This window comes from Streptomyces sp. NEAU-W12 (genome assembly GCF_026242095.1).
Classification (GTDB): domain Bacteria; phylum Actinomycetota; class Actinomycetes; order Streptomycetales; family Streptomycetaceae; genus Streptomyces.
The window spans coordinates 46068-68993 of sequence record NZ_JAPJDM010000006.1 but is presented as its reverse complement, the minus strand read 5'-3'; the positions used below and the strand labels follow the sequence as shown (position 1 = coordinate 68993).

Sequence of the window (22926 nt, the reverse complement as noted above, 5' to 3'; positions counted from 1 at the left end):
CTGCCGTGCTCCGCTCACTCCGCTCACTCGCCTCATTCACCCGCACGCGCTCTCCCGACACACATGGCTGCCATCCGCCGTTCCACTCGTCACTCGTCACTCGTCCGCCTGCTCAGCCCACCCGGCACTCGGACCACCTGACCCGAGGGGTGGCAGTCCCAGAGCGTGCCGGAGCCGGGCGGCGAGGTGCGTCGCCGCCCGAAGGTCCGCCCTCCCCGCCGCCAGGAGGTCGGCGACCTGCCGCACCGCGTCGCGGAACTCCTCCCCGGCGTACCGGGAATCCGCCAGCACGGAGTGCGCCTCGCGCGGCAGTACCAGCCCGACGGCCGTGTCCCACGCCCGGGCGGCGCTCGTCTCCGGGTCCTCGGCGGACAACGCGGTCGCGAAGTCCGTGAACGCCGACCGCCAGATCCGCCGCGACGCCGTGGCCGCGACGACGTCGAGCGCGTCCGGCCACGGGCCGGGCCGCAGCATCAGCAGCCGTACCTGGTCGAGCGGTGCCAGTCCACTGCCGCGCAGGCCTCCACCGAGTTGCGCCTCGACGTCCATCCCGGGGGTCATCTCGACGCCCGCGGCCCTCAGGTCGGCCGGGCTGACGGTGTCGGCGCCCTCGAACCGCGGCGGATCGCCGGGCAGGTCCTTGGCCGTCAGCTGCCTGGCGACCCACTGGCGCTGGGCGGTGTCGCGAGGGACGACGGGCACGTACCCCACGTCGGGGTCGGTGCCGATGCCGGCGTCGGCACCGGGGCCGATCTCATCGGGTGGGGGCGCGGCCCTCTCCGCCTTCGTGTCTCCGTCGCGGTCGAGCCGTGGCGGGGTGTCGCCGTCTGCCGTGAGGGCGTCGGGGGCGGCTCCGGCGAGCGGGATGACGGCGGCGGAAGCGGATCCGGCGGACCGTGCGGGCAGTTCGGGCGGACGTGTCTGCGACCAGTGCTCCGCGTCGTCCCGGGGCGAGGTCATCACGAGAAGGCTCTCGTTCACCGCCGGCTGCCGGTCGAAGAGCCGCAGGGGCCGCGTCGGCAGCCACACGCTCCGGGCGGCACCCGTCCGGGCGGCGACCGCCTCGGCCAGCCCGGGAGCCCCTGAACCCACCCCGACGGGGACGATCACGACGTCCCGGTCCAGCTGCGCCAGGACGGGATCGTGGGAGAGCAGTGCGGCGATCTCCTCGTAGGGCACCGAGCGGGTGCTGTGGTCCGGCCAGGGCATGTCCACCTGTCCCGGGGTGGTGCCGCTCATGTCCAGCACGTACCCACCGGGATGGGCGCTCTTTCCGGCGCCCTGCCTGTGCCAGGGCGCCAAGGCCCCCTGGCTGTTGCCCAGTCCGCCACCGGGTGAGATCACGTAGCGGTCCGCCCACAGGCGGCCCGGGACGGGCTTCCCCGTCCAACTGCGTCCGGCCTTCGTACCGTTCACGGAGGTGATGAGGGTGCGGTCGTCCAGCGCGCCGTTGCGTTCGAGGTCGTACGCGGCGAGTGCCGTGGGATCGTAGGTGTCGCGGCCGAGGGCCGCCGCCGTGGCCGCCATCCGGAGCAGGTCCGCCCGCAGGGTCTCGTCCCGCGGGTCCTCTCCGGTGCCGCCCAGATGGAGCGCCTTCGTCGTCAGGGCGTCGGGGTCGGGATGGTTCTCCACACTCTCCACCGCCTTGACCGTGGCCCACAGCGCGTTCTGCCGGTGGGCCTCGGTGACCTGCGCCGACGTGTGCAGACCCAGCACCAGACGGGCCCACTGCTCCGGATCGTGCCGTCCGATCAGTTCGCGGGCGCGGTCGACGGAGGGCAGGGAGACGAAGTCGGACAGCGCGGACCGGGGATCGGTGGACAGCCGTACCGACGCGGCCTCCAGCATCGTCCGTACGTCGGCGGGGTCCGGCGGCGTGGGCCGGGTACCGGGGGCGGTCGTCAGGCCGTGGTGCGCGCGGGTGACCCGGTCGAGCAGATCGAGCGTCAGTTCCCCGTGTCCCCGCAGGTTCCCGTCCCCGCGGCGCATGACCTCCAGGGCGCCGACGCCGCGCAGCAGCTGACGGTACGTGCCGGCCGGGTCGTCCCTGTCGTGCTCCACATCGGCGCCGAACGTCGCCCGCAGGGCGCGGACCAGTCGCAGTGCCGTGTCCCGGGCCACGGCCAGAGTGAAGTCGGGGGACGTCCCCAGACCGGCCAGACCGGCCAGGGCGGCCAGGGCGTCGAGTTCGTCCGGGGTCGGTTCGGGTCGCAGCTTCACCATGTCCACCGGGTCGTTCGCCGGCGTGGTGGGGATCCCGTGGTGGTACAGCTTCCCGTTCGCGTGGCGACTCCAGTGCTCCCTCTCGGGGGCGTAGACGTCGCGCCGCGTCACGTTGGAGACGCCCTGGGCCGCCGACGAGACGGAGAGCGGGTCGGGGACGAACGGGCGACTCCGCTTCAGGGCTGCGGCGGTGTGTCCCTCCGGCCCGCTCCCCCAGCAGGACAGGAAGACGATGGGGCTGTTCCGGTCCAGTCGTGCCACGCTTCGGCGCCGCCGGAGGAAGCCACCGGTTTCGGAACCCCGGACCGGAACGTTGCTCTGGAATTCATTGACCATGAGGGTCTGGCCCGGCAGGCCGTGGGCCAGGAAGAAGTAGGGCTTTTGGCCCTTCCAGGGAACCGGCCGGGGGTCTCCGACCGGCTCACTGGTGAGCGGGTCGTAGACGGACCACTCCGTCGACCGGATCATTGTCTGCAGCATCGGCTCGAACTGGAGCAGGTCGGTGCCGTTGAGCACCGCACGGCCGACGGGCCGGCCCTCGTCGGTGAGGGTGAAGGACATGACCTTCCCGTCCTCGAGGGTCCTCCCCCCGGTCGTGTGCAGGACGCCCTCCCCGGGCTCCGGCCGTCCCTCGTCCGGGCCCAGGTCCTCGGGCCCGCTGCCGATCCACTCGCCCAGCGGCCCGCTTTCGAAGGCCCGGTCGTCGAGGACCTCGATGCGGTGGCGGCCGGTGCCGGGGTGCGGTTTCAGACCGACCTCGCCGCTGTGCGACCACAGTGTCCTGCGCGCCCGGGCCGCGGCCCGGCGCGGCAGATCCAGCCCCATGGCGCCGGCGTTCTGCGAGACGAGCACCACCTCGGCGGCGTCCTCGCGGCTCGCCAGTTCCTCGTCCAGCGCCAGCAGCTCGGCGAACTCCTCCGACGACAGCTTCCACCGCTTGCTGCCGTCCGGCAGGGACAGCCCGACCTTCGTGTGGTCACCGTCCTTCGTCCCGATCACGTACGGGAGGGGAGCACCGGGCCGGCGTGCCCACGGCGAGGGCTGGGAGTCCCGGCTTCCTCCGTCCACCACGTCGTACGAGGAGACGTCCACGTCCCGGGCGGGCCGGCCCGTCCAGTTCCGGCCCAGCGGGGTGCCGTCCGGTGCGGTCAGGCGGGTGGCGTCGGACAGCATGCCCTGCTTGCCCAGGTGGTACGCGGTCAGCGACGCCCGGCTGGTCGCCCGGCCGGCCGCCGTCGCCTCGTCCACCAGCTCGTACAGCCTGCGCACGCGGTTCGACAGGTCGTCGGCGTCGAAACGCACCGCTGCCGGAGCGGCGGAGTCCGCGGACCCGTCGTCCGACTCGGCCTCGTCCGGATCGATGGAGCTGTCGGAGTCGCTGTCCGTGTCGGGGTCGTCCCCGGGGTTGTCGTCCAGGTGCAGGATGTCCCCGGCGAGCCTGTCCGGGTCGGCGAAGTAGTCCTCGGGGTCGAAAATCTCCGGACTCAGCTCTCCGAGCCGGGCGGCTGCCGCAGACAGGGGGGACCGGTCGACCGTGATGACTGCCTGGCGTCGTGCCGCCCGCCCGGTGACGCCGTCGATCGGGCCGACGGCGCCGATGTCCCGGCCACCGCTCTCCGTGGTGATCGGGAAGTCCTCGGCCCGGACCGTGCCGCCCCGCACCTGCAGGACGTTGCGCACGGCCTGCTCGTTGAGCTCCAGTTGGCGCCGGATCTCGTCGAGGAGGAGGTCCCGCACGGCGTCCGCCCGCTGCCGGCCGACCGTCTCGGCGTGCTCGACGGCACCGCCGGACAGCGCGAAGCGGGGGCCGTTGCTGTAACCGGTGACCGTGGTCCTGGGGATCCGGAGACCGGCCCCGAGGTCCCGCAGGCCGGACACCACGATCTCCTCGGCCAGTTCGGCGAGTTGCCGGCGCTGGACCGGATCGGTGATGTCCCGGTGGCGATGCTCGAAGGCGACCCGGGACCGGGCCGGGGGAAGCTCCGGGGCGGGCTCGGCGGGTCCGGCGTCAGCGGGGCCGACGGCGTCGTCCGGAGCGGGCTCGGCGGGTCCGGCGTCCTCCGGGTCGGGCTCGGCGTCAGCGGGGCCGACGGCGTCGTCCGGAGCGGGCTCGGCGGGTCCGGCGTCCTCCGGGTCGGGCTCGGCGTCAGCGGGGCCGACGGCGTCGTCCGGGGCGGACCGCGCGCCGTCGGAGACGGCCCCGCCCCCGTCGGTGCCCCACAACGCCCCCCGACCGGTCGGCCGCGACACCGTGTCCGTCGGGGCCGGGGTGTCGGTGGAGGCCGGCGGCGCGGCGGGGGCGGTGGGTCCTGCGGCGTCGGAGGGCAGCAGCCGGCCGGCGTGTGCCGCACGCAGCAGGTGGGCCAGGGAACCGGCGGTCAACGACCGGTTCCAGCCCTGCCGGGCGGCGTACTGGCCGGCGATGTGCTGGAGCCCGCCCCAGGTGAGCAGGCCCGGGTCGGCGTTGCCGGCCGCCTGGAACCGCAGCCGTTCGAGGGCGCCGAAGCCCTCGATCAGCTCGTGGAACTCCGCCTCGCGGGCCGGGTCGGAGTCGATGCGCACACCGTGGGTCCGGCGCAGGGCCCGCACCCAGTGGAGGGCGCGGTCGGTGCGCCCCGTCAGCCGGTCGGGCAGTCCGCCCAGATCGGCGAGCGCGTCGAGGGCGACGGTCCCGGGCTCGGGAAGGAACTCCTCGATGTGGCCCACGGGGTCGTCGGGGTCGTCGTACACGATCAGGCGCGGTGGCAGGCTGCCCTCGGCCTCGCTCGGCGAGATCTGCCGGTCCACGGTGAAGACGGTGCGGCGGGTCTCGTTGGCGACGTACTGGGCGGAGGAGGGATGGGCGAGCAGGTCCTGGTCGGCGCGCGTCATGGACAGCTCGCAGATCAGCAACCACACCGGCGTCTCGGGAGACAGCTCCCGCATGCTCCTGCGCCGCGCCAGCATCCGGCCCAGTTGCCGGGGGTGGACCGCCTGGTTGGCGCGGGTGCTGCGGCGGGGCACGGTGGTGCGTCCGCTGTCGCCGTGGCCGACGACGACGTAGGAGTCGGCCAGGCCCCGCGGCAGGGGCAGCGCGCCGCTCTGCCGCCCGGCATACACACCGGGCAGCCCTTCCACGGCGTTGGTGTAGTGCTGGATGGCGGACACCACCCGCAGGGCCTCCTCCCGCATCGCCATGTCGTGCGCGTTGAGGAACGCCCGCCCGGTCAGCCTCTGCCCGTCGACCGTGACCAGCGGGTACGAGTGGACGTCGGCGCCGGGGAAGACGGTGCCGTTCGCGGCCCTGACGGTGGCCGCCGGGTCGTCCGGGACCAGTCCCGGGTCGGCGGGGACCCAGGTGCCGGCCGGGTCGCTCCCGGAGGCCGGCGCGGCCAGGACCGGCACCCGGCGGCCGTCCGGAGCCCTTTCGAGTCGCAGGTCGCCGTAGGTGAACCAGACGCGGGTGCCGGCGCGGTCGGCGATCACCCGTGCGAGGGCCTCGTTGCGGCCGTCCTCCTCCCCGGTCAGGAGCACCACGGGCACGTCCGGCTGCCGCTCGGGGTCGTGCAGCACCAGTTCGGCGAACTCCTCGTCCGACACCGGTCGTCCGTCCGCCAGCACCGCTCCCTCGGCGTTCCTCTCGGCCACCACCGCGTGGGCGGCGGGCCCCCAGGGCGCGGGGTGGACGCCCCGGGGATCGGCGACCACGTCCAGGTGCAGGCGGATACCGGGACGTCCGGTCCAGTTCCGGCCGTGCGGCGCGCCGTCGTCCCCGCTGAGCACGGACTGCTCCGGGTGACCCTGCCGGGTCAGCCCGTAAGCGGCGACGGCGTCCAGGCTGCCGCTCCGGCCCCGGCGGTGGGCACTGCTCACGAGGGTGAGGGCGTCGTAGTGCCGGGCCGCGTCCACCGGTTCGTCCGGCGCCAGGTGCAACAGCATCCGGGTGATGCCGTCGAGGTCCAGGTCGGCGCCGAAGCGGGGGTGCCCGGCGCGCACCGCCTCGATCACGCGCAGCGAGTTGAACAGCCCGTTGCGCAGCTCCGGTGGGAGCGGCTGGGAGCCGAAGGTGGCGTCGACGAGCGCCCACAGTTCCCGGAGACGCTGCTGGACCGCGCTGTCGGTGGGTGGCGGCGCGGCGGCAGGCCGTGCCTCCGGCACCGGAGTGGGCAACGGCAACGGCAACGGGGCGGGAGTGTGCGGCTGCGGCGCGTGCGCGCCGGTGGTGCCGTCCCACAGGGCGCGGACGGCCACGTAGGAGTCACTGCCGTCACCCGGGTCGCCCCCGGCGACGTCCCACAGCGCACGGGCACGGGCCAGCGCCTCGTTCTCCACGTCGGTGGCCTCGACGGGGTTGACGTCCGCGGGACGCGACCCGCGGGGACGGGCCGGTTCGACGCTGCGCGGGTGGCGGGACGCCGTCCGGGGGCCCTCTCCGTACAACCGGCGCAGCAGGGGGTACAGGGCGGGCTGGCGGGTGCGCACCCACTCCGGGCCGGCGTTGTTGCGGGGCAGCCCGGTGTAGGGGTCGCTGCCGCCGTTGGCCATGAGGTAGACGTTGGTGAGCTGGGCGAAGAACTCGAGCTCGTTGCGGCTGCTGTAGTTGGGGGCGCTGCGGCGGCCGTCGGCGTCGTAGCCGTGGAGGGGGCCGTCGGGCCAGTTGCCCGCCTCGCCGGCCCGTGTGGTGGTGCGGAAGGTGTTGGTGATGCGCTGCCGGTCGACGGCGTCCAGACCGTGCAGGTGAAGGGTGTGGGCGAATTCGTGCAGGGTGGTCGAGTAGCCGTCGGGATAGGCGGACATGCCGGTGCTGACGGGGGTGCGCTCGCCGAGCAGGTTCTCCTCGGTGACGGCCGCGGTGCGCGTGCCGGCACCGCGGACGTCGTCCCAGGGGCGGCCGTCGCCGGTGACGGCGCCCCGCAGGAAACGGAAGGCGTCCAGGGAGGTCATGGCCTCGCCCCTGGGCACCACCACGACCCGCGAACCGCCCTTGAGCAGCCGCGCCGCGACATCGGGGTCCCGCAGCAGTCGGGCGACCTGGGCACGGGCCCGGTCCCCGGCGGAGACGGGCTGCTCGACCCCGTCGGGCACCTGGGTCATGAGGCGCGCCGCGACCGAGGCGAACTCGGCCGGGGCGAGCCCGGCACGCAAGGCGTCCACGAGCACGGGATCACCGGCCAACCGCTCGCGGTCCGCGGGCGGCAGCGACGCCAGCGTCGCGTCACGGTCGGCGGTGGGCAGGCCGGGCAGCCGCGCGGCGAGCGCCCGGACCGGGTCCCCGGTCACCTCCGGACGGACCCGCAGCCCGTCGGCGAGCGCGGTCAGGTCGGCGCGCAGCGCGGGCAGGTCGGCGTCGGTGACGCCGAGGGAGCGCCACGTCTGTTCGTGGCGGGCGAGGGCATCGGGGTCCAGGGCGGCGGAGTCGAGCAGTTCGCTGAGCCGTACGGCGAGGGAGGGGGCGGCGCCGACGGGCCGCGCGAGGCGGTAGGAGTCCTCGCGCGCGAGCACCGGCGTGACCGTACGGGGGTTGTCGGCGGGGGTGCGGTGAAGCGCCCACAGCAGGTCGAGGAGGTCGCGTCCGCGCAGCTCCGGGTCGGTCCCGGTGGCCAGGACGAGGGCGGCGTCGGCCAGGGAGGCGGCGGGGGCCGGCACGGTGAAACCGTCGACCGTGACCGTGCCGGAGGCCGGCCGGTCCACCGCCGTGACCGTGATGTCGACGCCGTTCACCGACAGGTCGAGAACACGGCCGCCGCCCGTGACGGGCCGGACCCGCACCGACGCTCCGGGCATCTCCCGCTCCAGCGCCCCGCGTATCCCGGCGACGGCGGGCAGGGCGGCCGCGGGCAGCTGGAACTCCACGGCACCCAGCGGCCGGGGCTGGCCGAACTGCACCCGGCCGCGGGCGGCTCCGGCCAGCACCACCGGGTGGCCGAGGCCGTGCAGCACGGCACCGACCCGGCGCGCGACGTCCAGCTCGCCGGTGCCGTCACCGGACGGCGTGCCCGGCTCGTACGCCCCGGCCCCCTTCAGGGGTCCCGGGGCGCCGCGGTCGGCCGGGGCGGTGGTGGGGGCCGACGGCGGAGGCGCGGGCGCGGGCCGCTGGGAGGACGGGGGCTGCGGCGGGGCCGGGGCGGGTGCGGCGGTCTTCACCTGGTCGGTCCGGACGACGACGCCCAGCCGGTCGCTGAACAGGGCCGCCACGTTGGTCAGCCAGTCGGCGGCTTCCCCGGCGTCCAGGCCCGGCCGGACCGAGTCGCTCATGTAGCGGCCCGACTTGTCGTTCACCACCCAGGAGCCCAGCTTCGCGTTCCAGCGGAACTCGCCGGACACCCGGCTGCGCCCCGGCAGCGTCCGTCCGGCCTTCTTCTCGCCGTCGGTGACGAAACCGGCGGCGATGCCGGTGTGGCCGAGCCCGTCCAGCGCCTCGCGCAGCGCCTGGGCCGTCAGTTCGGGGTCCCGCTCCCGCATGCCCGCCAGCAGTGCGTCGAACTGCTCCTGGGTGACGATCCCGCTCAGACTCTCCGTGCCCAGGACCACCCGCCCGTCATCGGTGACCGTGTACAGCCACACCGCGTCCCGGTTCCCGGTGATCAGCAGGTGCGGATCCACCTCGTCCAACGGCACCCACAGGGGGTTCAGCCGTACGTCGCCGTCCTGGTCGCGTTCCTCGTCCTTGACCCGCTTCGGGAGGACCGGGTCGCCGAACCTGTCGCGGGGGGCGGCGTCGCTGCCCTCGTAGTGGTCGGTGCCGTTGTAGTAGACCTCCGTCTGCCGCAGGGCGTTGTCGGGTCCCGCGCCGCTGACCTGCCGGACACCGGACGGGAACGACCGCACCACGTCGACCCGCAGGTCGAACGCGTGCGCCAGGAGGGGCAGGAAGATCTCTCCCTCCGGCGTCCCCCAGCGCTGCTCCCAGTTGACGACGGCGTCCAGGAGCGCGGGCAGTTCCTGGTCGTCCAGCGGCGCGGCGCTCTGCGTGTAGACGGTGGGGAGCAGGCGGCGCAGTGCGTCGTCGTCCAGGTCGTCGGGCGTCGGCAGCAGACCGTGTTCCTCGAGATGGCCGAACATCTGGCGCGGACTGAGGTTCCCGGCGTCCGCCTCCTCGACCGTCCGGGCGTCCTGCGGGGAGACACCCGGGCCGGCGGGCTGCGCCGCCATGCGCGCGTCGACGTACCGCCTCAGCAGTTCGGCGGGGTCGAGGGCCTCCGGTACGGGGACGTGCCGGACGCCGTGGTGGGCGAGCCGGGCGAGCATCTCGGCCCGGCTCATGCCCTGGACGCGTGCCGCGAACGTGTCGGCGACCGTCTGCCGGAACTGTCCGACGATCTGCGGGTGCAGCCGTCCCCCGCTGCGGATCACGTGGTCCTCCACGGAGGACCGCATGGCCCGGAGCACGGCCTGTGAAGGGCCGGTCGGGGCCATGCCGGTCGTGGAGTGGAGCGTGGCCTGGTGGCGCAGTTCACCGCGTACCGCGTCGGGCTGCCCGAGCCAGTCGTACGCGGCGCGGTCGGTGGAGGCGAGGCCGTGCAGACGGCTCCGGATGTGCACGGGGTCGCCGGCCACGAAGGAGTAGAGGAGGCACTCGCCCGTGGCGGGCACCCGTACGCGACGGCCCCTCGTACCGGGGCTGCCGGTCGTCGTCGGCTCGTAGCCCTTCTTGCCGTCCTTCTGCCCCTGGACGTCCGACGGCGGGACCTCCGTTCCCCCGGCTTCTGTTCGTGCGCCTTCCGCCTCCGGGGCCTGGGGCGGAACGGGCGGCACCACGGGGCCCATAGGCGGCACCGCAGGGCCCACGGGGTCCACGGGGTCCACGGGGTCCACGGGCGCAGTGGCGGTATCCGCGGGGGGCACGGGCGGCACCACGGGGCCCACGGACGCAGTGGCGGTATCCGCAGGTGGCACGGGCGGAGTCACGGGATCCGCAGGCGGCGCCACGCCGTCCACGGGCGGCACGGGCGGCTGGGTGTCCGGGGGCCGTGTGTCCGTCGGCGGTGTCTGTCCGGTCGGCAGTGCCAGTTGGTAGTGGCGGTCGTCGAGGCTCAGCACCACGTGTGCGCCGGTGTGTTCGGATGTCTCGACGAGTCCCCGCAGGTTCTCCTCTCCCGTCGGGTGCCCGGGAGTGAAGTCCTGGAAGCCGCCGTCGCTCCTGACCACCGTGACGCGCACGCCGAAGGTCCGTGCGGCGAGCAGCGGGAGCAGGTCCGCCGCGGAGTGGTTCCAGCCGGCCTCGGACGCGGCGTCGCCCCGGCGCAGGAGCTGGGTGATCGCCAGTTCGGCCCGTACCTCGGGCGCCAGGTCGACAGCGTGCGGGAGGAGACCGCCGAGACCGTCGAACTCACGGCGGGCGGGGGTGTCCGCCGCGAGGTCCAGGCCCGCCGCGGCGATCTCGTCCGCGCTGAAGGCGTCGGTGGTGTCCGGGGCGACGGCGGCCAGCAGGTCCTCGTCGGCGTGGTCGGTGAGCCAGGAGGCCATCCTCCGGCGCAGCTCGGACATCGCCCGCGGATCGTCGGGGTCGATGCCCTGCGCGGACAGCAGTCCCGGGGCGGCGCGTTCGAGGCCGTGGGCGAGCGCGCGGAAGAAGGCCTCCCCGTCCCTCGGCACGTCGTGGAGCGTGTACGTCTCCTTCGCGGGAGACGTCAGGACGGCGTCCGGTCCCGTACCGGTCCTGGTGTAGCGGGGCGGGGCCGGGGAGGACGCCTTGGGCGGCCTGGGCGGGGCCTGGTAGGTCACCGCGGGCGGCTCGGCGAGACCGTCCAGCTGCTTGCGGCCCTCCTCGGTGGCCGCGAGCCGGTGCCAGCGGGTGAGCTGGTCCGCCCCGGCCCGCACCCGGTGGTATTCCGCCGCGGCCTTCTCCGCCGCCTCCCTGAGCGTGTCCAGCTCGTCGCGCCGGGCGTCGAAGGCGGCGCGTGCCGTGTCCCGGCGGACGGTGGCGTCCTCGAGACTCCGGCCGGGCGCTCTCGCGGAGAGCAGGGCCGCCTCGAGCCGCTCCTCGGCCGCGGCCTTCTCGGCACGCGCGGTGTCGAGCCGCAGCTCGGCGGCCTTCCGCAGGGCCCCGGCGGCCTTCGTCTCCTCGGCCAGGCGGGCCCGGGCGGCGTCCTGTTCTTCTCTCAGGAGGTCGGCCCAGCCGTCGTGTTCGGGTTCGGCGCCGTACTCGTTCTCGGTGAGGGCGTCGACTTCGGCCTGCGCGGCGGCCACGGCCGCGTCCGCGGTGCCGTGGTCCCGGCGCGCGTCGTTCCCGGCCTGTCGCAGGGCGGCGTCCGCCGTGCCGACGTCGGCCCGGGCGAGGTCGACGGGGCGCCCCGCCGCGCGGGCGATCGCGGCGGCTCTGTCGAGGTCGGCCTGCGCGGCGTCGAGGTCCGCGCGCAGGCCGGCGGAGGCGCGCCGCTTCTTCCAGTAGGCCTTGTCGGCGTCGACCCACGCCTTGCTCGCGCTGCCGACGGCGTCCCACGCCTTCGCGGCGCGTTCGGGGAAGTTCGCGTCGGTGACGAGTTTCAGGTCGCGGGCGATGTCCTCCCGGACCCAGGTGACGACGTACGCCTCGGACTCCATCGCCTGCGGACCCGACCTGGCCCTGCTGCCGAGGGTCCCGCCCCGGACCCTGTTCGCGAGCTTCGAGTCCACGATGCTCCGGTGCACGTCGCCGACGCTGAGCCAGGTGGCCGGGACGGCGAACAGGAAGGACCGGCCCGTCTTGGGCTTGAGGTTGCGTGAGGTCAGGTGGTCGTCTCCGACCGGCATCCCGTCGCCGTCGAGGTCGTTGGGGCCGGGGCCGAAGAGCCCGATCTGGTTGAGACCCGCATTGTTGGGCGAGTCGTACAGGAAGCCGCCTCCGAGGGCCCCGGTCTGGCTGTGTTCGCCGGCCGAGGACGTGCCGGCGTTCTCCCCGTACCGCCTGAGCACCTCCAGCTTCTTGCCGTCGGCGACCGTCAGCAGCAGCGCGCGGCTGAAGTCGGGTGTCGAGCGCAGGGTCAGCCGCCCGGTGTCGGTGCCCACGAGGGACTTCTCGGTCAGCCCCACCACCTGGTAGCCGTCCGGTTCGGTGGTGCGTGGGAAGAACGCCGTGACCGCCGTGGAGCTGGTGCCGTCCTCCAGCGCCTGCGCCGATCCGGTGCCCAGCCGGGTCAGGCCGGTCTCCCTGGTCCTGCGCAGGAGCGTGGTGAGGGTGTCGGCGTCGGGACCGTCCTCGGCCTCGAGGGCACGGAGGGAGAAGCCCGCGTCGTACGCCTTCGTGAGGAGGAGGTCGTTGGCGACGCGGATGTTCTCGATGCCGACGATCCCGCGGGGGTGCATGCCGTTCTCGGGGAAGGTGAACGGCCGTACGGCGCCCTCCCCGTCCCGGACCAGCACTTCTTCTCCCGCCTCGGGAAGAGGTACCGGTCGGGGCGGTTCGGCCAGGGCGGGGTCGGCCGCCGGATCGGGCGCGGGCAGCAGCCGGCCGGCGGTGGGGAGGCCGGCCGGGGAGGCCCCGGTCCCGTCCGCCCCGGATGCCTCCGCCCCGGGCGCCTCCGTCTTCGACGGCACCGGCTCCATCAGGCTGAGCGGCACGTGTTCGCGCAGCTCACCGGCGTCGTCCTCCTCGACGATCCGCAGTCGGCCCCGGAAGCGGTCGAAGGCCGTGGCCCGGCCCTCCGGCAGCCCCTCGCCGGCCGGAGCGCCGGTGTGGGGGGTGTCGTCGGCTTCCAGGGTGATCCGCATCCGGTACGGGGTGACGATCTCCGCATGCGGTTCGGTGGACGCCGCCCGGTAGATCGTGACGGTGGTGACCGCGTGACTCGACGCGACCGCCTTCCGATGGGAGCCGCCCTCGGTGTACGTCGGTCCGGCTGCCACGACCTGTGTGTTGCCGGTGTACACCAGCTGGCTGGTCAGGAGGCCCACGTCCGCCCCGGAGGAGGCCTCCGAGTTCTCCTGGGCGGTCTCGATGGCCCGCCGGTTCTCCTCCAGCTCCGCGCTGTGGTCGAGCCCGTCGAACACGGGTGTCCCGGGGATCAGCTCGACCCGTGCCCGCACCCGCCGGCTGCCGATCCGCACACTGCCCCAGCCCCAGCCTCCGGCGGTGACCGGCGTCGACGGGCCGGTGGTCGTCATCTCCCCCTTCAGGGCCCGCGTGGCGCGGGCCGTCACCAGCTGCCGGACCCTCTCCCGGCTCTCGTCGTCGAGCCCCAGCTCCCGGATCCGCTTGTCGAACGCGAGCAGCACGCCGGTGGGATCCAGCGCGTTCACCGCGTACGTGCCGAAGGCGGCGCCGCGCAGCCAGGGCTGCGGCGACCAGAGCTGCCGCGTGTAGCGGGGGACGTCGCCCATGCCGTCGTCGAGCAGCCCCATCCGGTGCGCGCTCTTCTCCGGCAGGTGCCCCAGCAGGCCGCCCGGGCTCGTCAGCTCCGTCCCCGCCGCTCCGGCCAACGAGCGGGGTACGAGGGCGCTGGCCGCCGCGGCCGTCCCGATCCGGCCCGTCCCCAGCCGGCTGGAGACCAGCGCGAACCAGTGCTGCACGTCGCCGGCCACCAGCACCTGGTGGGTGAAGCCCTTGCGGTTCATGTCCGCGACGACCGTCCGGACGACGCTGACACTGTGCGCGCGGGACGTCGAGACGGGGTTGGCGACGAGTCCGTACGCGCCCATCAGGCCGTGCCCCGGGTTCTGGGCGACGGAGTAGACCAGCTGGCCGCCGAAGACGAAGCTCGTGCTGTTGCTGGTCTTGCCGGCCGCCTGCCGGGTGCCGCCGAGCGTCATCTCGGTGTCCATGGACATCGACGGCGTGAGGGCGTGCAGGCCCCCGACCGTCGTCGCGTACCGATAGGTCCCCCACAGCTCGCCGTACGGCCCCTTGCCCAGCAGGCCGCTGCCCACCAGGCCCAGCGGTCCCGAGCTCTGGTCGAAACTCGCCGCGAGGTACTGGGGGGTGAAGGTGCGGACGATCGCCTCCCGGGTGGGGGCGCCCTCCTTCACCAGTTGCCAGGCGCTGCCCGACGCCTCCTTCAGGACCCGGTCCACCTCCGCGACCAGCGTGGGTGACAGCACCATGTTCACGATCACGAACGGGTGCTGCTGGAACTCCCTGAACTGCTCCGCCCCGCGGTCGGCGAGCCGTCCGGCGGGCTGCCCTTCGCCGGTGCCGGCGGGCAGCACGAGGTCGCCCCTCGCCAGGGCGTGAGCCCGCTCGGTGGCCATGGGGGCGGGGGCGGGCTCGTCGGACAGATAGGGGTTGAGCGCCCCGTCCGCGTACGGGTCCGCGTCGGGGGTGTGCTGGACGGGGACACCGATGAGCACCTGACCGGTCATCGGACCGCCGCCCCTCAGGTGGCCCAGCGCCGTCCGGCCGAAGAGCACGTTGACCGGCTCGTCCAGGACCAGCAGTCCCGGCAGCCCGAGGCCGAGGCCGCGGATCAGGCCGCGGGGCCGCCAGTAGCCGCCCAGGGTCGCGGTGAGGGACATGTCGTAGCGGTACAGGTGGGTGGGCTGGTTGCTCACCGACATCGGCTCGTTGGTGACCGTCGAGCCGAAGGCGGTCTCCGCCTCCCACTGCCATCCCCGGCGCGCGCCCAGGGTCAGCCCGAGCGTGTTCCGGGGGAGCCCCGCGTCGTCGGCGTTGTTGTCGCGGCCCGAGAACGTGCCTTCGAAGCCCAGGTCCACACCTCGTTTCGCGCTTGCCTGGCCGTCGAGCCGGTCGACGCCCTGCGCGCTGAAGCGCATTCCCTCGTCGACGTCCTTGCCCTCGTACCGTCGCCCGGTCAGCGTCCCGCGCACCCGGAGGGTGTAGTAGGTCTGTCCGACGGAGTCGGGGTCCGTGAGTCTGACCGGCAGGCCGATCGTGGTCAGCGCCTCCAGGTTCGCGGTGATGTTCTGCTGGGACAGCACACCGAGGACCTGCAGGGTGTTCTGGAGCGCGATCCGGTACGTGACGGGATCGGTCCACCGAGGCGGCACGGGCAGGCGTCGGGCCGCGTCGAGCACCTGGTCCGGCCTGCGGGTGAGCAGGTCGCCCAGGCGGGCGCGCCGGCCCTTCGGCAGGTTCGGCGGCAGCAGCTGGTCGAGGGGTACCACCAGCCCCTGGCGCAGATGCGCGATGGCGTCCACCACGCCGTCGGCGAACGCGTCCAGCAGGGTGCGGCCGACGCCGTCCGCCGTGTCCGGTGCGACCCGGGTGCGCAGGCCGTCGTCGAAGGTGAGCTCCTTCACCCGGTGCATGCCCAGGGTGCGCGGGCGGTCCACGGTCAGATAGGCCGGGACGAACGGCGGGGCGCCGCCGTGCCGCAGGGCGAGTGAGGTCCCGTCGTCCCATCCGGCCAGCCGCCGTGCCTCGGAGCTGGTCATCCGGTCCAGGCTCCAGGTGAGGAAGCGCGTCGGCGGTCCGTCGTCGCCGGCCCGCCGCACGCGCACGGACTTCACGACCAGGTAGAGGGCGGTCTTGGGACCTTTCACCTGTCCGGCCGACTTGAGGGTGCCTGCCCCGCCGAGTCCGGCCGACCAGGTCCTCGCGTACGAGTACTGGGCACTCGGCCCGAACTGGAGCCGCAGGTCGAAGGGGGCCGTGCCGGGGTTGAAGAAGTTGAAGGCGGGTCCGGCGACGGCTTGCAGCAGCAGGCTTCTGCCCGTGGCCCGGCTCCGCTCGCTGCGGACCGTCGAGGTGTTGATGTCCCGCATCTCGGCCTGGTCGGTCTCTCCGACGAGCACCGCCGCCCGGGGGATCAGTTCCTCCACCACGAAGACGCCCAGCGGTGACTTCTTCTTGTCGTCGGCGAACAGCGGCGGGGTGGTGATGCGGCCGCGCGCCATCGTGCCGCCGTGCCGTTGGAAGCTGTCGCCCGAGAAGAAGACGTCCAACTCGGTGTAGGCCGAGCTGCCGGGCAGGGCTCCGATCTGTCCGGCCGCCCAGTCGCGGATCGCCGCGACCGGGCCGAACCCCTCGATCCGCACGAAGCGGTACGGGGAGTTGCGGTCCAGGTCGATCGACCGGGGGATGCGGCCCGGCTTCGGCATCTTCGTCACGCTGTCGGGCAGGCGCACCCGGAGCCCGTTGCGGATGCCGAAGGCGAACCGGGCCGGTGCGGCCGGGTCGGTGTCGGTGCCCGTGACGTCCCGTCCGGCGGCGTCGGTGACGCGTATCTCGTAGTGGACGTCGTCCAGGAACGACCGTGACGCGTCCAGCGTCCGGGTCTCCACCTGGTTCATGCGCTGGTCGGCCAGCGTGTAGCCGACCTTGTTGATGAAGCCGAACCGCAGGGCGAGACGGCCGAAGCCGCCGAACTCCTCGGCGCCCGCCGGGCCGATCGGCCCGCCGAGGCCGTACTGGGAGTTGGCCTGCATGTTCTTGGCGAACCCGAACGTCGCGGCGCCCCGGTGCATGCTGTCGATCTTCGCGGCGTCACCGATGCCGTCGTCGAACGGGGCCCAGTTGCCGTAGTGACGCGCTCTGACGTACAGCACACGGACCTTTCCGTCCGCGTTGGCGTACGGGAACGGGCGCCCGTCTCCGTCCGCCAGCGTCTTCGGCTTGTCCCGGAGCGTCTGACGGATGTCGGTCAGCAGCTGTGCGCCGCCCTCGCCGGGCCGGGCGCCCGGCCTGCGCCGCAGTTCGGCGTGGATCGCGTCCACCGCCTGTTCGAAGCCCCGCAGGACGACCGTGCTCTGGCCGAAGGTGCCGGGACTGGCGAGGAGCTGTTCGAGCTCGGCGGCGGTCAGCCCGGACGGCAGCAGCGCCTGGAGGTCGTCGACGTACTCGGGCATCCGCCTGCCGTCCTCGAACCGGGCCGGGGCACGGCGTCGGGGCGGGGGCGTCATGGCGCGGTCGAGGCGTGGGGCGTCCGGAGGGGTCGGGTCCGGCTCGGTGGGCCTCGGAGCGAGGGCCACCGTCAGGTCCGGCCCCGGGGGCGGGGGCGGGGGCAGCTTGTCCGGGGCCTCGGTCTCGTCCTCGGCCGCGAACGTGATGTCGTCCACTCCGGTGCCGCCGGGGCGGACGGCCGACCAGTCGGCTGCCGCGGGACGTCCCGGCGCGCTGAGCAGGAGGGAGGGGACGTACGGCCGTGACGGACCGGTCGGGGCCAGGCTCACGCTGCCCTGCGAGGCCCATACGGCACGACCGGTCCCGGCGCTGACGACGGCCCGGGGATCGGTGTCCGGGGTGCCGCTGCCGGCCGGCCCGGTGGGCGTCGCCGGCCCGGCCTGTGCCGCAGGGGCGGCCTTCGGTACGGCCAGGACGACGTCCGTGTCCTGCGGGCGGGTGTTGAGCACCGGGTCGCGTGCCAGCAGCTCGGCGACCTCGTCGTAGGGCACCCTGCCGCGGAAGCCGCCGGGCAGGTTCATGAGGAGGTGGTCCCGGTCGCCTCCGGCCCACACGAGGTAGGCCGGTGGCCTGTCGGAGGTGCTCCACGGCGGGCGTTCCTGCCCCACGGCCTGGTAGCCGCCGCCCTGCTTGGGGGCGGCGACGACGACGCGGTCGGTGGCCGTGGTCGTAGCCGTGGCCGCGTCGGGCGCGGAGGGGGACCAGCGCCGTCCGGTCGGCACGCCGTTGAGGTCGAGCAGTTGCGTCCGGGGTGCGAGGGCACCCAGCGTCTCCAGGTGGAACGCGCCCAGTTCGGTCAGGTCGTCCACGTCGACGCCGACGGCCGCCGCCTGCGCGACCAGGCCGAGCAGTTCGGGCCGCCGGGCCGGGTCCGGCCGGCCCAGATGCAGGACCCTTCCGGTCAGGGCGTCCGGGTCGGGGGTCCGGCTCTCCCACTCCAGGGCCTTCACGCTCGCCCAGAACAGCCGGGCCCGCTCGGGCTGTCCGACGGCCGCCGGGCCGTCGTCGAGACGCAGGATGCGGGCGGCCTCGGTGTCCAGCTCCGGGTCGGACAGTCCGCCCAGCCGCTGCGCCGCGGCCGTCACGTGGGGCAGGGAGACGAAGCCGGTGAGCGTGGCGTCCGGTTGGCGGCTCACGGCGTCGGCGGCCCGGGTGAGCAGGTCCCGGTAGGCGTCGGGGGCAGGGGCGCCCGCCACGTCGCCCTGCTGGTTCGCGTGGGCCGCGCGTTCGAACAGGTCCATGGAGAACGGGCCGAGGTCGCGCAGGACCGGGTCGGTAGCGCGCATGCTCTCCAGCGCGCCGATACCGGCGAGGAGTTCCCCGTACCGGCTGTCGTCCTCGATCGCCGCGCCGAAGGTCAGGCGCAGCGCGCGGACCAGTCGCAGCGTCCGTTCACGGGTCGCGTCGGACACCGGCTGCGAGGGGTCCGTGTGCAGGCCGGCCGCGCGGGCGCGGTCGTCGAGGACGGCGCCGGCGGGTTCGGGGCGGTGCTCCACCCATGCGCCGCGCCGGCCCCGCGAGTCCGTGTAGAGGCGGTGGACGAACGTCTGGTCCGGCAGCACCGCGAAGCTGACCATGTGGGTGCCGCCGTAGGTGGTGCGCCCGGTCTCGTTGGCGACGTGCTGACTCTCGCTGACGACCGCCAGCGGGTCGGGAACGAACGTGTCGTCGATGCCCCTGCGGGTGCGGACCACGCCGGGCGGCTTCGCGCTGGAGCACGCCTCCATCAGGACGGCGTGGTCCTTGGGGAGCCGCGCCAGGCTCGGGCGCCGCTTGAGCATCCCGCCGGTCTCCCGCTGCCGGGTGTGGTGGCGCGGGTCCGTCAGGGTCGGTACCCGGGTCGCGCCGGGCCGGGCGTGTGCGCCGAAGACGTACACCGGCTTGCCGGCGAACGGAACCGGCGCGTCGTCCTTGGCGGACTCCCCGGTGAACGGGTTGTAGTGCCACAGCTCCGTCGACTCCGTCGCGAGCCGCAGCGCCTCGATCCGGCGCGGAGCCTCGGACTCCTCGAACACGCCTCTGCCGATGGTGGTGCCCCGGTCGGTGACGACGCTGTGGGACCGCATCTCGCGCTCCCAGGCCGGCGCGTCCCCGTACTCCGCCGGGTCGAGCACCTGGCCGGGGGTACTGCGGATCCAGTGGGCGCGCGGCAGCCCTTCCCCGAACTGCAGGGAGACGACGTGCGGCAGGGCCGGGTCCTGCTGGGGCGACACCTTCACGGCGCCGTTGGCCGACCAGACCTCCCTGCCGGTACGGTCCGCCGCCCTGCGGGGCAGATCCAGACCCCGCGCACCGGCGCCGGGGACGAGCAGCACCACCGGAACGTCCGGGGGGAGTCCGCTCAGCGCGGGATCGAGGGCGAGCAGTTCGGCGAACACGTCGATGGGTACCTGGCGCGGGGCGCCGTCGAAGCCGCGTACGACGATCCGCCGGTGGTCGCCCTCCGTCATCACGACGTACGGTTCCGGCTCACCGGGGCGGTGCCAGGGCGCGGTGTCCACGTCGCCGCGCACCAGGCTGCCACCGGCCTGGCGGACCACCTTGCCGACATGGGTGAGATCCAGGTCGGGGATCGCGCCGTTCGTCCAGTCGCGGCCCCGGACGCCCCCGCCCGGGGCGGTCAACGTACGGGTGGGTGACAGCACCCCCTGGAGCTGGAGGTGGAACGCCGCCAGGGCGGCCAGGCTGCCCGCCGACTCCACCGCCGGGTCCATCGCCACCCGGAACAGCTCGCTGCGCTGCGCGTCGGTCACCGGGGCGGCGGCGTCCAGGAGCAGCACCCGGCGGGTCAGGGTGTCCAGGTCGAACGGTCCGTCGCGCAGCGCGGGGTCGGCCTGCCGGAGCTGGTCGAGGTGCGCGAGGGCGTCGCGGAGGGCAGGGTAGATCCGGTTCGTCTCGATGCCGGGGCCGAACACGCCCGTCAGCAGCCGGTGCTCGGGGTCGTCGGCGGCCGGGGACGGCTCGGGCGAGTCGGTCATGGACGCGTCGTCGTCCTCCCAGTCCATGATCATGTCGATCGAGTCCGGGGAGCCGGGCGAGCCCGGCGGGGAGGAGGGCCCGGCCGGGATCTCGGCCGGTGCCCGGGAGCTGAGCGGCGTCTCGTCGGCGACGACGGGCGGTACGGGGGGCACCTCGCGGGCGACGGCCGGGGCCGGTTCCACCAGGGAGGCGGCGGTCGGCAGTTCCCCGGACTCGGTCCGTACGGGCCGGTAGGGCGGCGGGACGTCGGACGTGGCCCCGGTCTCCGGCGCCGTGGGGGGCGGGCCGGACCGCTCGGCCTCCTCGGGCGAGGGGGCACGGGTGCCGTCCGGGGTGACGGTGGCCGCCGGGTCGTCGGGGGTGGTGACGCCGTCGGTGTCCGTGGGGGTGGTGCCGTGCTCACCGGACGGGGTGATCTGGGGCCGTTGCTGCGGGGTGGCGTTCGGCGGGGCGGGGGCCGGGGAGGCGGTGGTCGACGGGGTGGGCGTCGCGGCGGCCGGCGAACCGCCGGGAACCGGGGCGACCGGGGGTGCGAGGGGACCCGTCCGCGGGTCCGGCTGCGGGGTGGCCCGGTCCTGCTGGTCGGGCGTGACCCGGGTGTCGGGGATCCGGGACGTCTCCGGGTTCCTGGAGAAGTCCGCGGAGTTCTCGGTGTCGTCCGCGGCGTCGGCGGCGGCGAGCGGTGTGCTCGTGTCGTCGTCCGCCGGCCGTTGGCGTTCCGGGGCGGACCGGGTCTCGGGGGTCCCTGACGTGTCGGGCGCCCTGGAGACGTCCCGGGTGCCGCCGGTGTCGCCCGTGGCGCGGGGGGTACGGACGTCGTCCGTGTCCACGTCCTCGGCGAACGGTGTCGTCGTGTCGTCGTCCGCCGGCTGCCGGCGTTCGGTGCCGTCCGGTACGGAGGTGTTGCCGCCCGTCTGGGTCGACGGCAGCCCCGGGGCGGAGGAGCCGACGGTGGACGGGATGTTCCCCGGGCCGTTGTTCGTGCCGGCGGTCCCGTCGGCCCCCGGGCCGGTGTCCACAGGGGAGGTGAGGGTGGAGAAGACGGTGTCGGTGTCCACGTTCGCCGGCGTCGGCAGGGTGTTCCGGCCGATGACGGAGTCCGGGGCCGTGGTGTCGAGGTCGTCCACGGTGGAGTCGTCGTAGGCGTTCGTGGACGCATCCGAGGAGGTGTTCGTGGACGACGGTTTGCCCGCACCCGGTGCTCCCGGCCCGGGCTGCGTGCCGGTGTTCCCGTTGGCCGCCACGGGCTGCCCGTAAGGGGCGCCATCGAAGGGGCCGCCGTGGTCGGATCCGTAGTCCGTGAGGGAGGAGACCGTCGGGATGTCGCTGATATCGCTGACGTCGCCGAGGGAGGAGGTGTCGTCGTCGTAGGTGACGGAGCGGGGCGGCGTGTACGGGTCGTCCCAGGTGCCGACGGTGGAGACCGTCCCGGGGCGGGGCAGCGGGACCGGGTTCGGGTCGGCATCGGACAGCGAGGGCTTGTAGGGGCCCCCGGTCCGCTCATGGATCCCGTCCTCGTAGGTGTCCAGGTAGGTTTTCCCATACGCGTTGTTGCCACTGTCCCCGTAGGTGGTTTCGTACGTGTCCCCGTAGGAATTTCCGTACCGGTCGCGATAGCCGTTCCTCTCCCCGCCCCCGCCTCCGCCGTTCGTCAGGTGGTTGATGTCGTCGGGGCCGAAGTCGGGCTTGTGGAAGAACTTGTCGTACATCCACTTGCCGCCGTACTCGGCGCCGGTGGAGGCGGCTTCGAAGAGGAGCCCGCTGAGGCCCGCGCTCACGAACGTCGCGGGGTTGAGCGTGAACGTGCCCAGGAATATGAGGTTGGTGAAGGCCCCCGCGAAGGTTTCCGCCTGGCCTTCGTTGACGAAGGTGAGCGGAAGGTCGAACACTTCCTTCCACGTGTGGTTGTTCTTGAAGATGTTGCGCACGATCGGCGCGCTGAACTGGGAGAACAGGCCCCCGAAGAGCCCCGCGAACGCGCCGGCGACCGCCGACTGCCCGATCTCCGTCCAGTCGAACTCCTTGCGCCGGCGGTCCGGGTCGTCCGGCGCGGTCATGGAGATCAGCTGCGCGGCGAACATGACGAACGCTTCCTGGATCGCCTCGAGCAGCACCGACAGCGGCGTGGGGACGGCGCGTCCCAGCCGCTGGAGGAGCAGCAGAATGGTGAGCGCGGTGCGCGCCTTCGCGATGGCGATCTCGGTGAGCGAGGTCCCGCCGGTGAAGACGGACAACGCGGCGATCAGCGCCAGCTCGATGTTCATCAGGATGAACTCGAGGAGGATCTGGTACTTGGCCTCGGAGAGCTTCATCGAGCGGTCCACCTGGCGCGAGCCGATGTCCCGGAGCTCGTCGGAGAACTTCTGCAGGTGGTTCTGACCGTTGTCGTCGACGAACAGCTTCATCGCGGCGACGAACTCGTCGGCGATCCGCGGCGGGAGCGAGTTCCCGGCGGTGGAGATCGCTCCCTTCATCGCGTCGGAGAGATCACGGACGTCGTCCGCCAGCCGCTGGTAGGGGTAGCGGCTGGCGAAGCCCCGGTCCTCGTTGCCGGTCGCGACGTTCGCGCCCACCCAGACCTCGATGAACTCCCGCAGACCGGGCGGGAACATGATCGCCATTCAGCGCCTGTTTTCGCTCTCCGAGCCCTGCGCCCCGATGTCGTCCAGCGCCTGGATCTGCGGCCGCTGCACATGCTCGGCCTCCGCGGCGACCGCGTCGACCAGGTTCAGGAACCCGCCGGTGATGGCCGTGACCGTGGCTGCCACCTGCTCCTGTTCCTGCCGGACCTGTTCACCGACCACGTTGGCGAACTCGTCGTCGCCGCCCTCCTCGCCCCACCAGCCCGAGTACACGGCGCAACCGGTCTCGAACCGGGGCAGCATCTCGTCGCCGTACCGAACGGCGTCGGCGAGGTGCTGGGAACCTGCCAGGATCGCCTGGATGTCGGCGGAGTAGTTGCCGGCCAT

At 73.9% G+C, this 22926-nt stretch carries 2 protein-coding genes; both read right to left on the bottom strand.

Annotated features, from left to right (window positions below):
- Positions 1 to 96: 96 nt before the first annotated feature.
- Positions 97 to 22578 carry a lonely Cys domain-containing protein gene (locus tag ORI94_RS09290; protein WP_266073909.1) on the bottom strand — a complete coding sequence of 7494 codons (22482 nt, stop codon included), beginning with the start codon at positions 22576 to 22578 and terminating at the stop codon, positions 97 to 99.
- A complete protein-coding gene (locus ORI94_RS09285; protein WP_266073908.1) occupies positions 22579 to 22926 on the bottom strand; it encodes a hypothetical protein in 348 nt (115 codons plus the stop codon).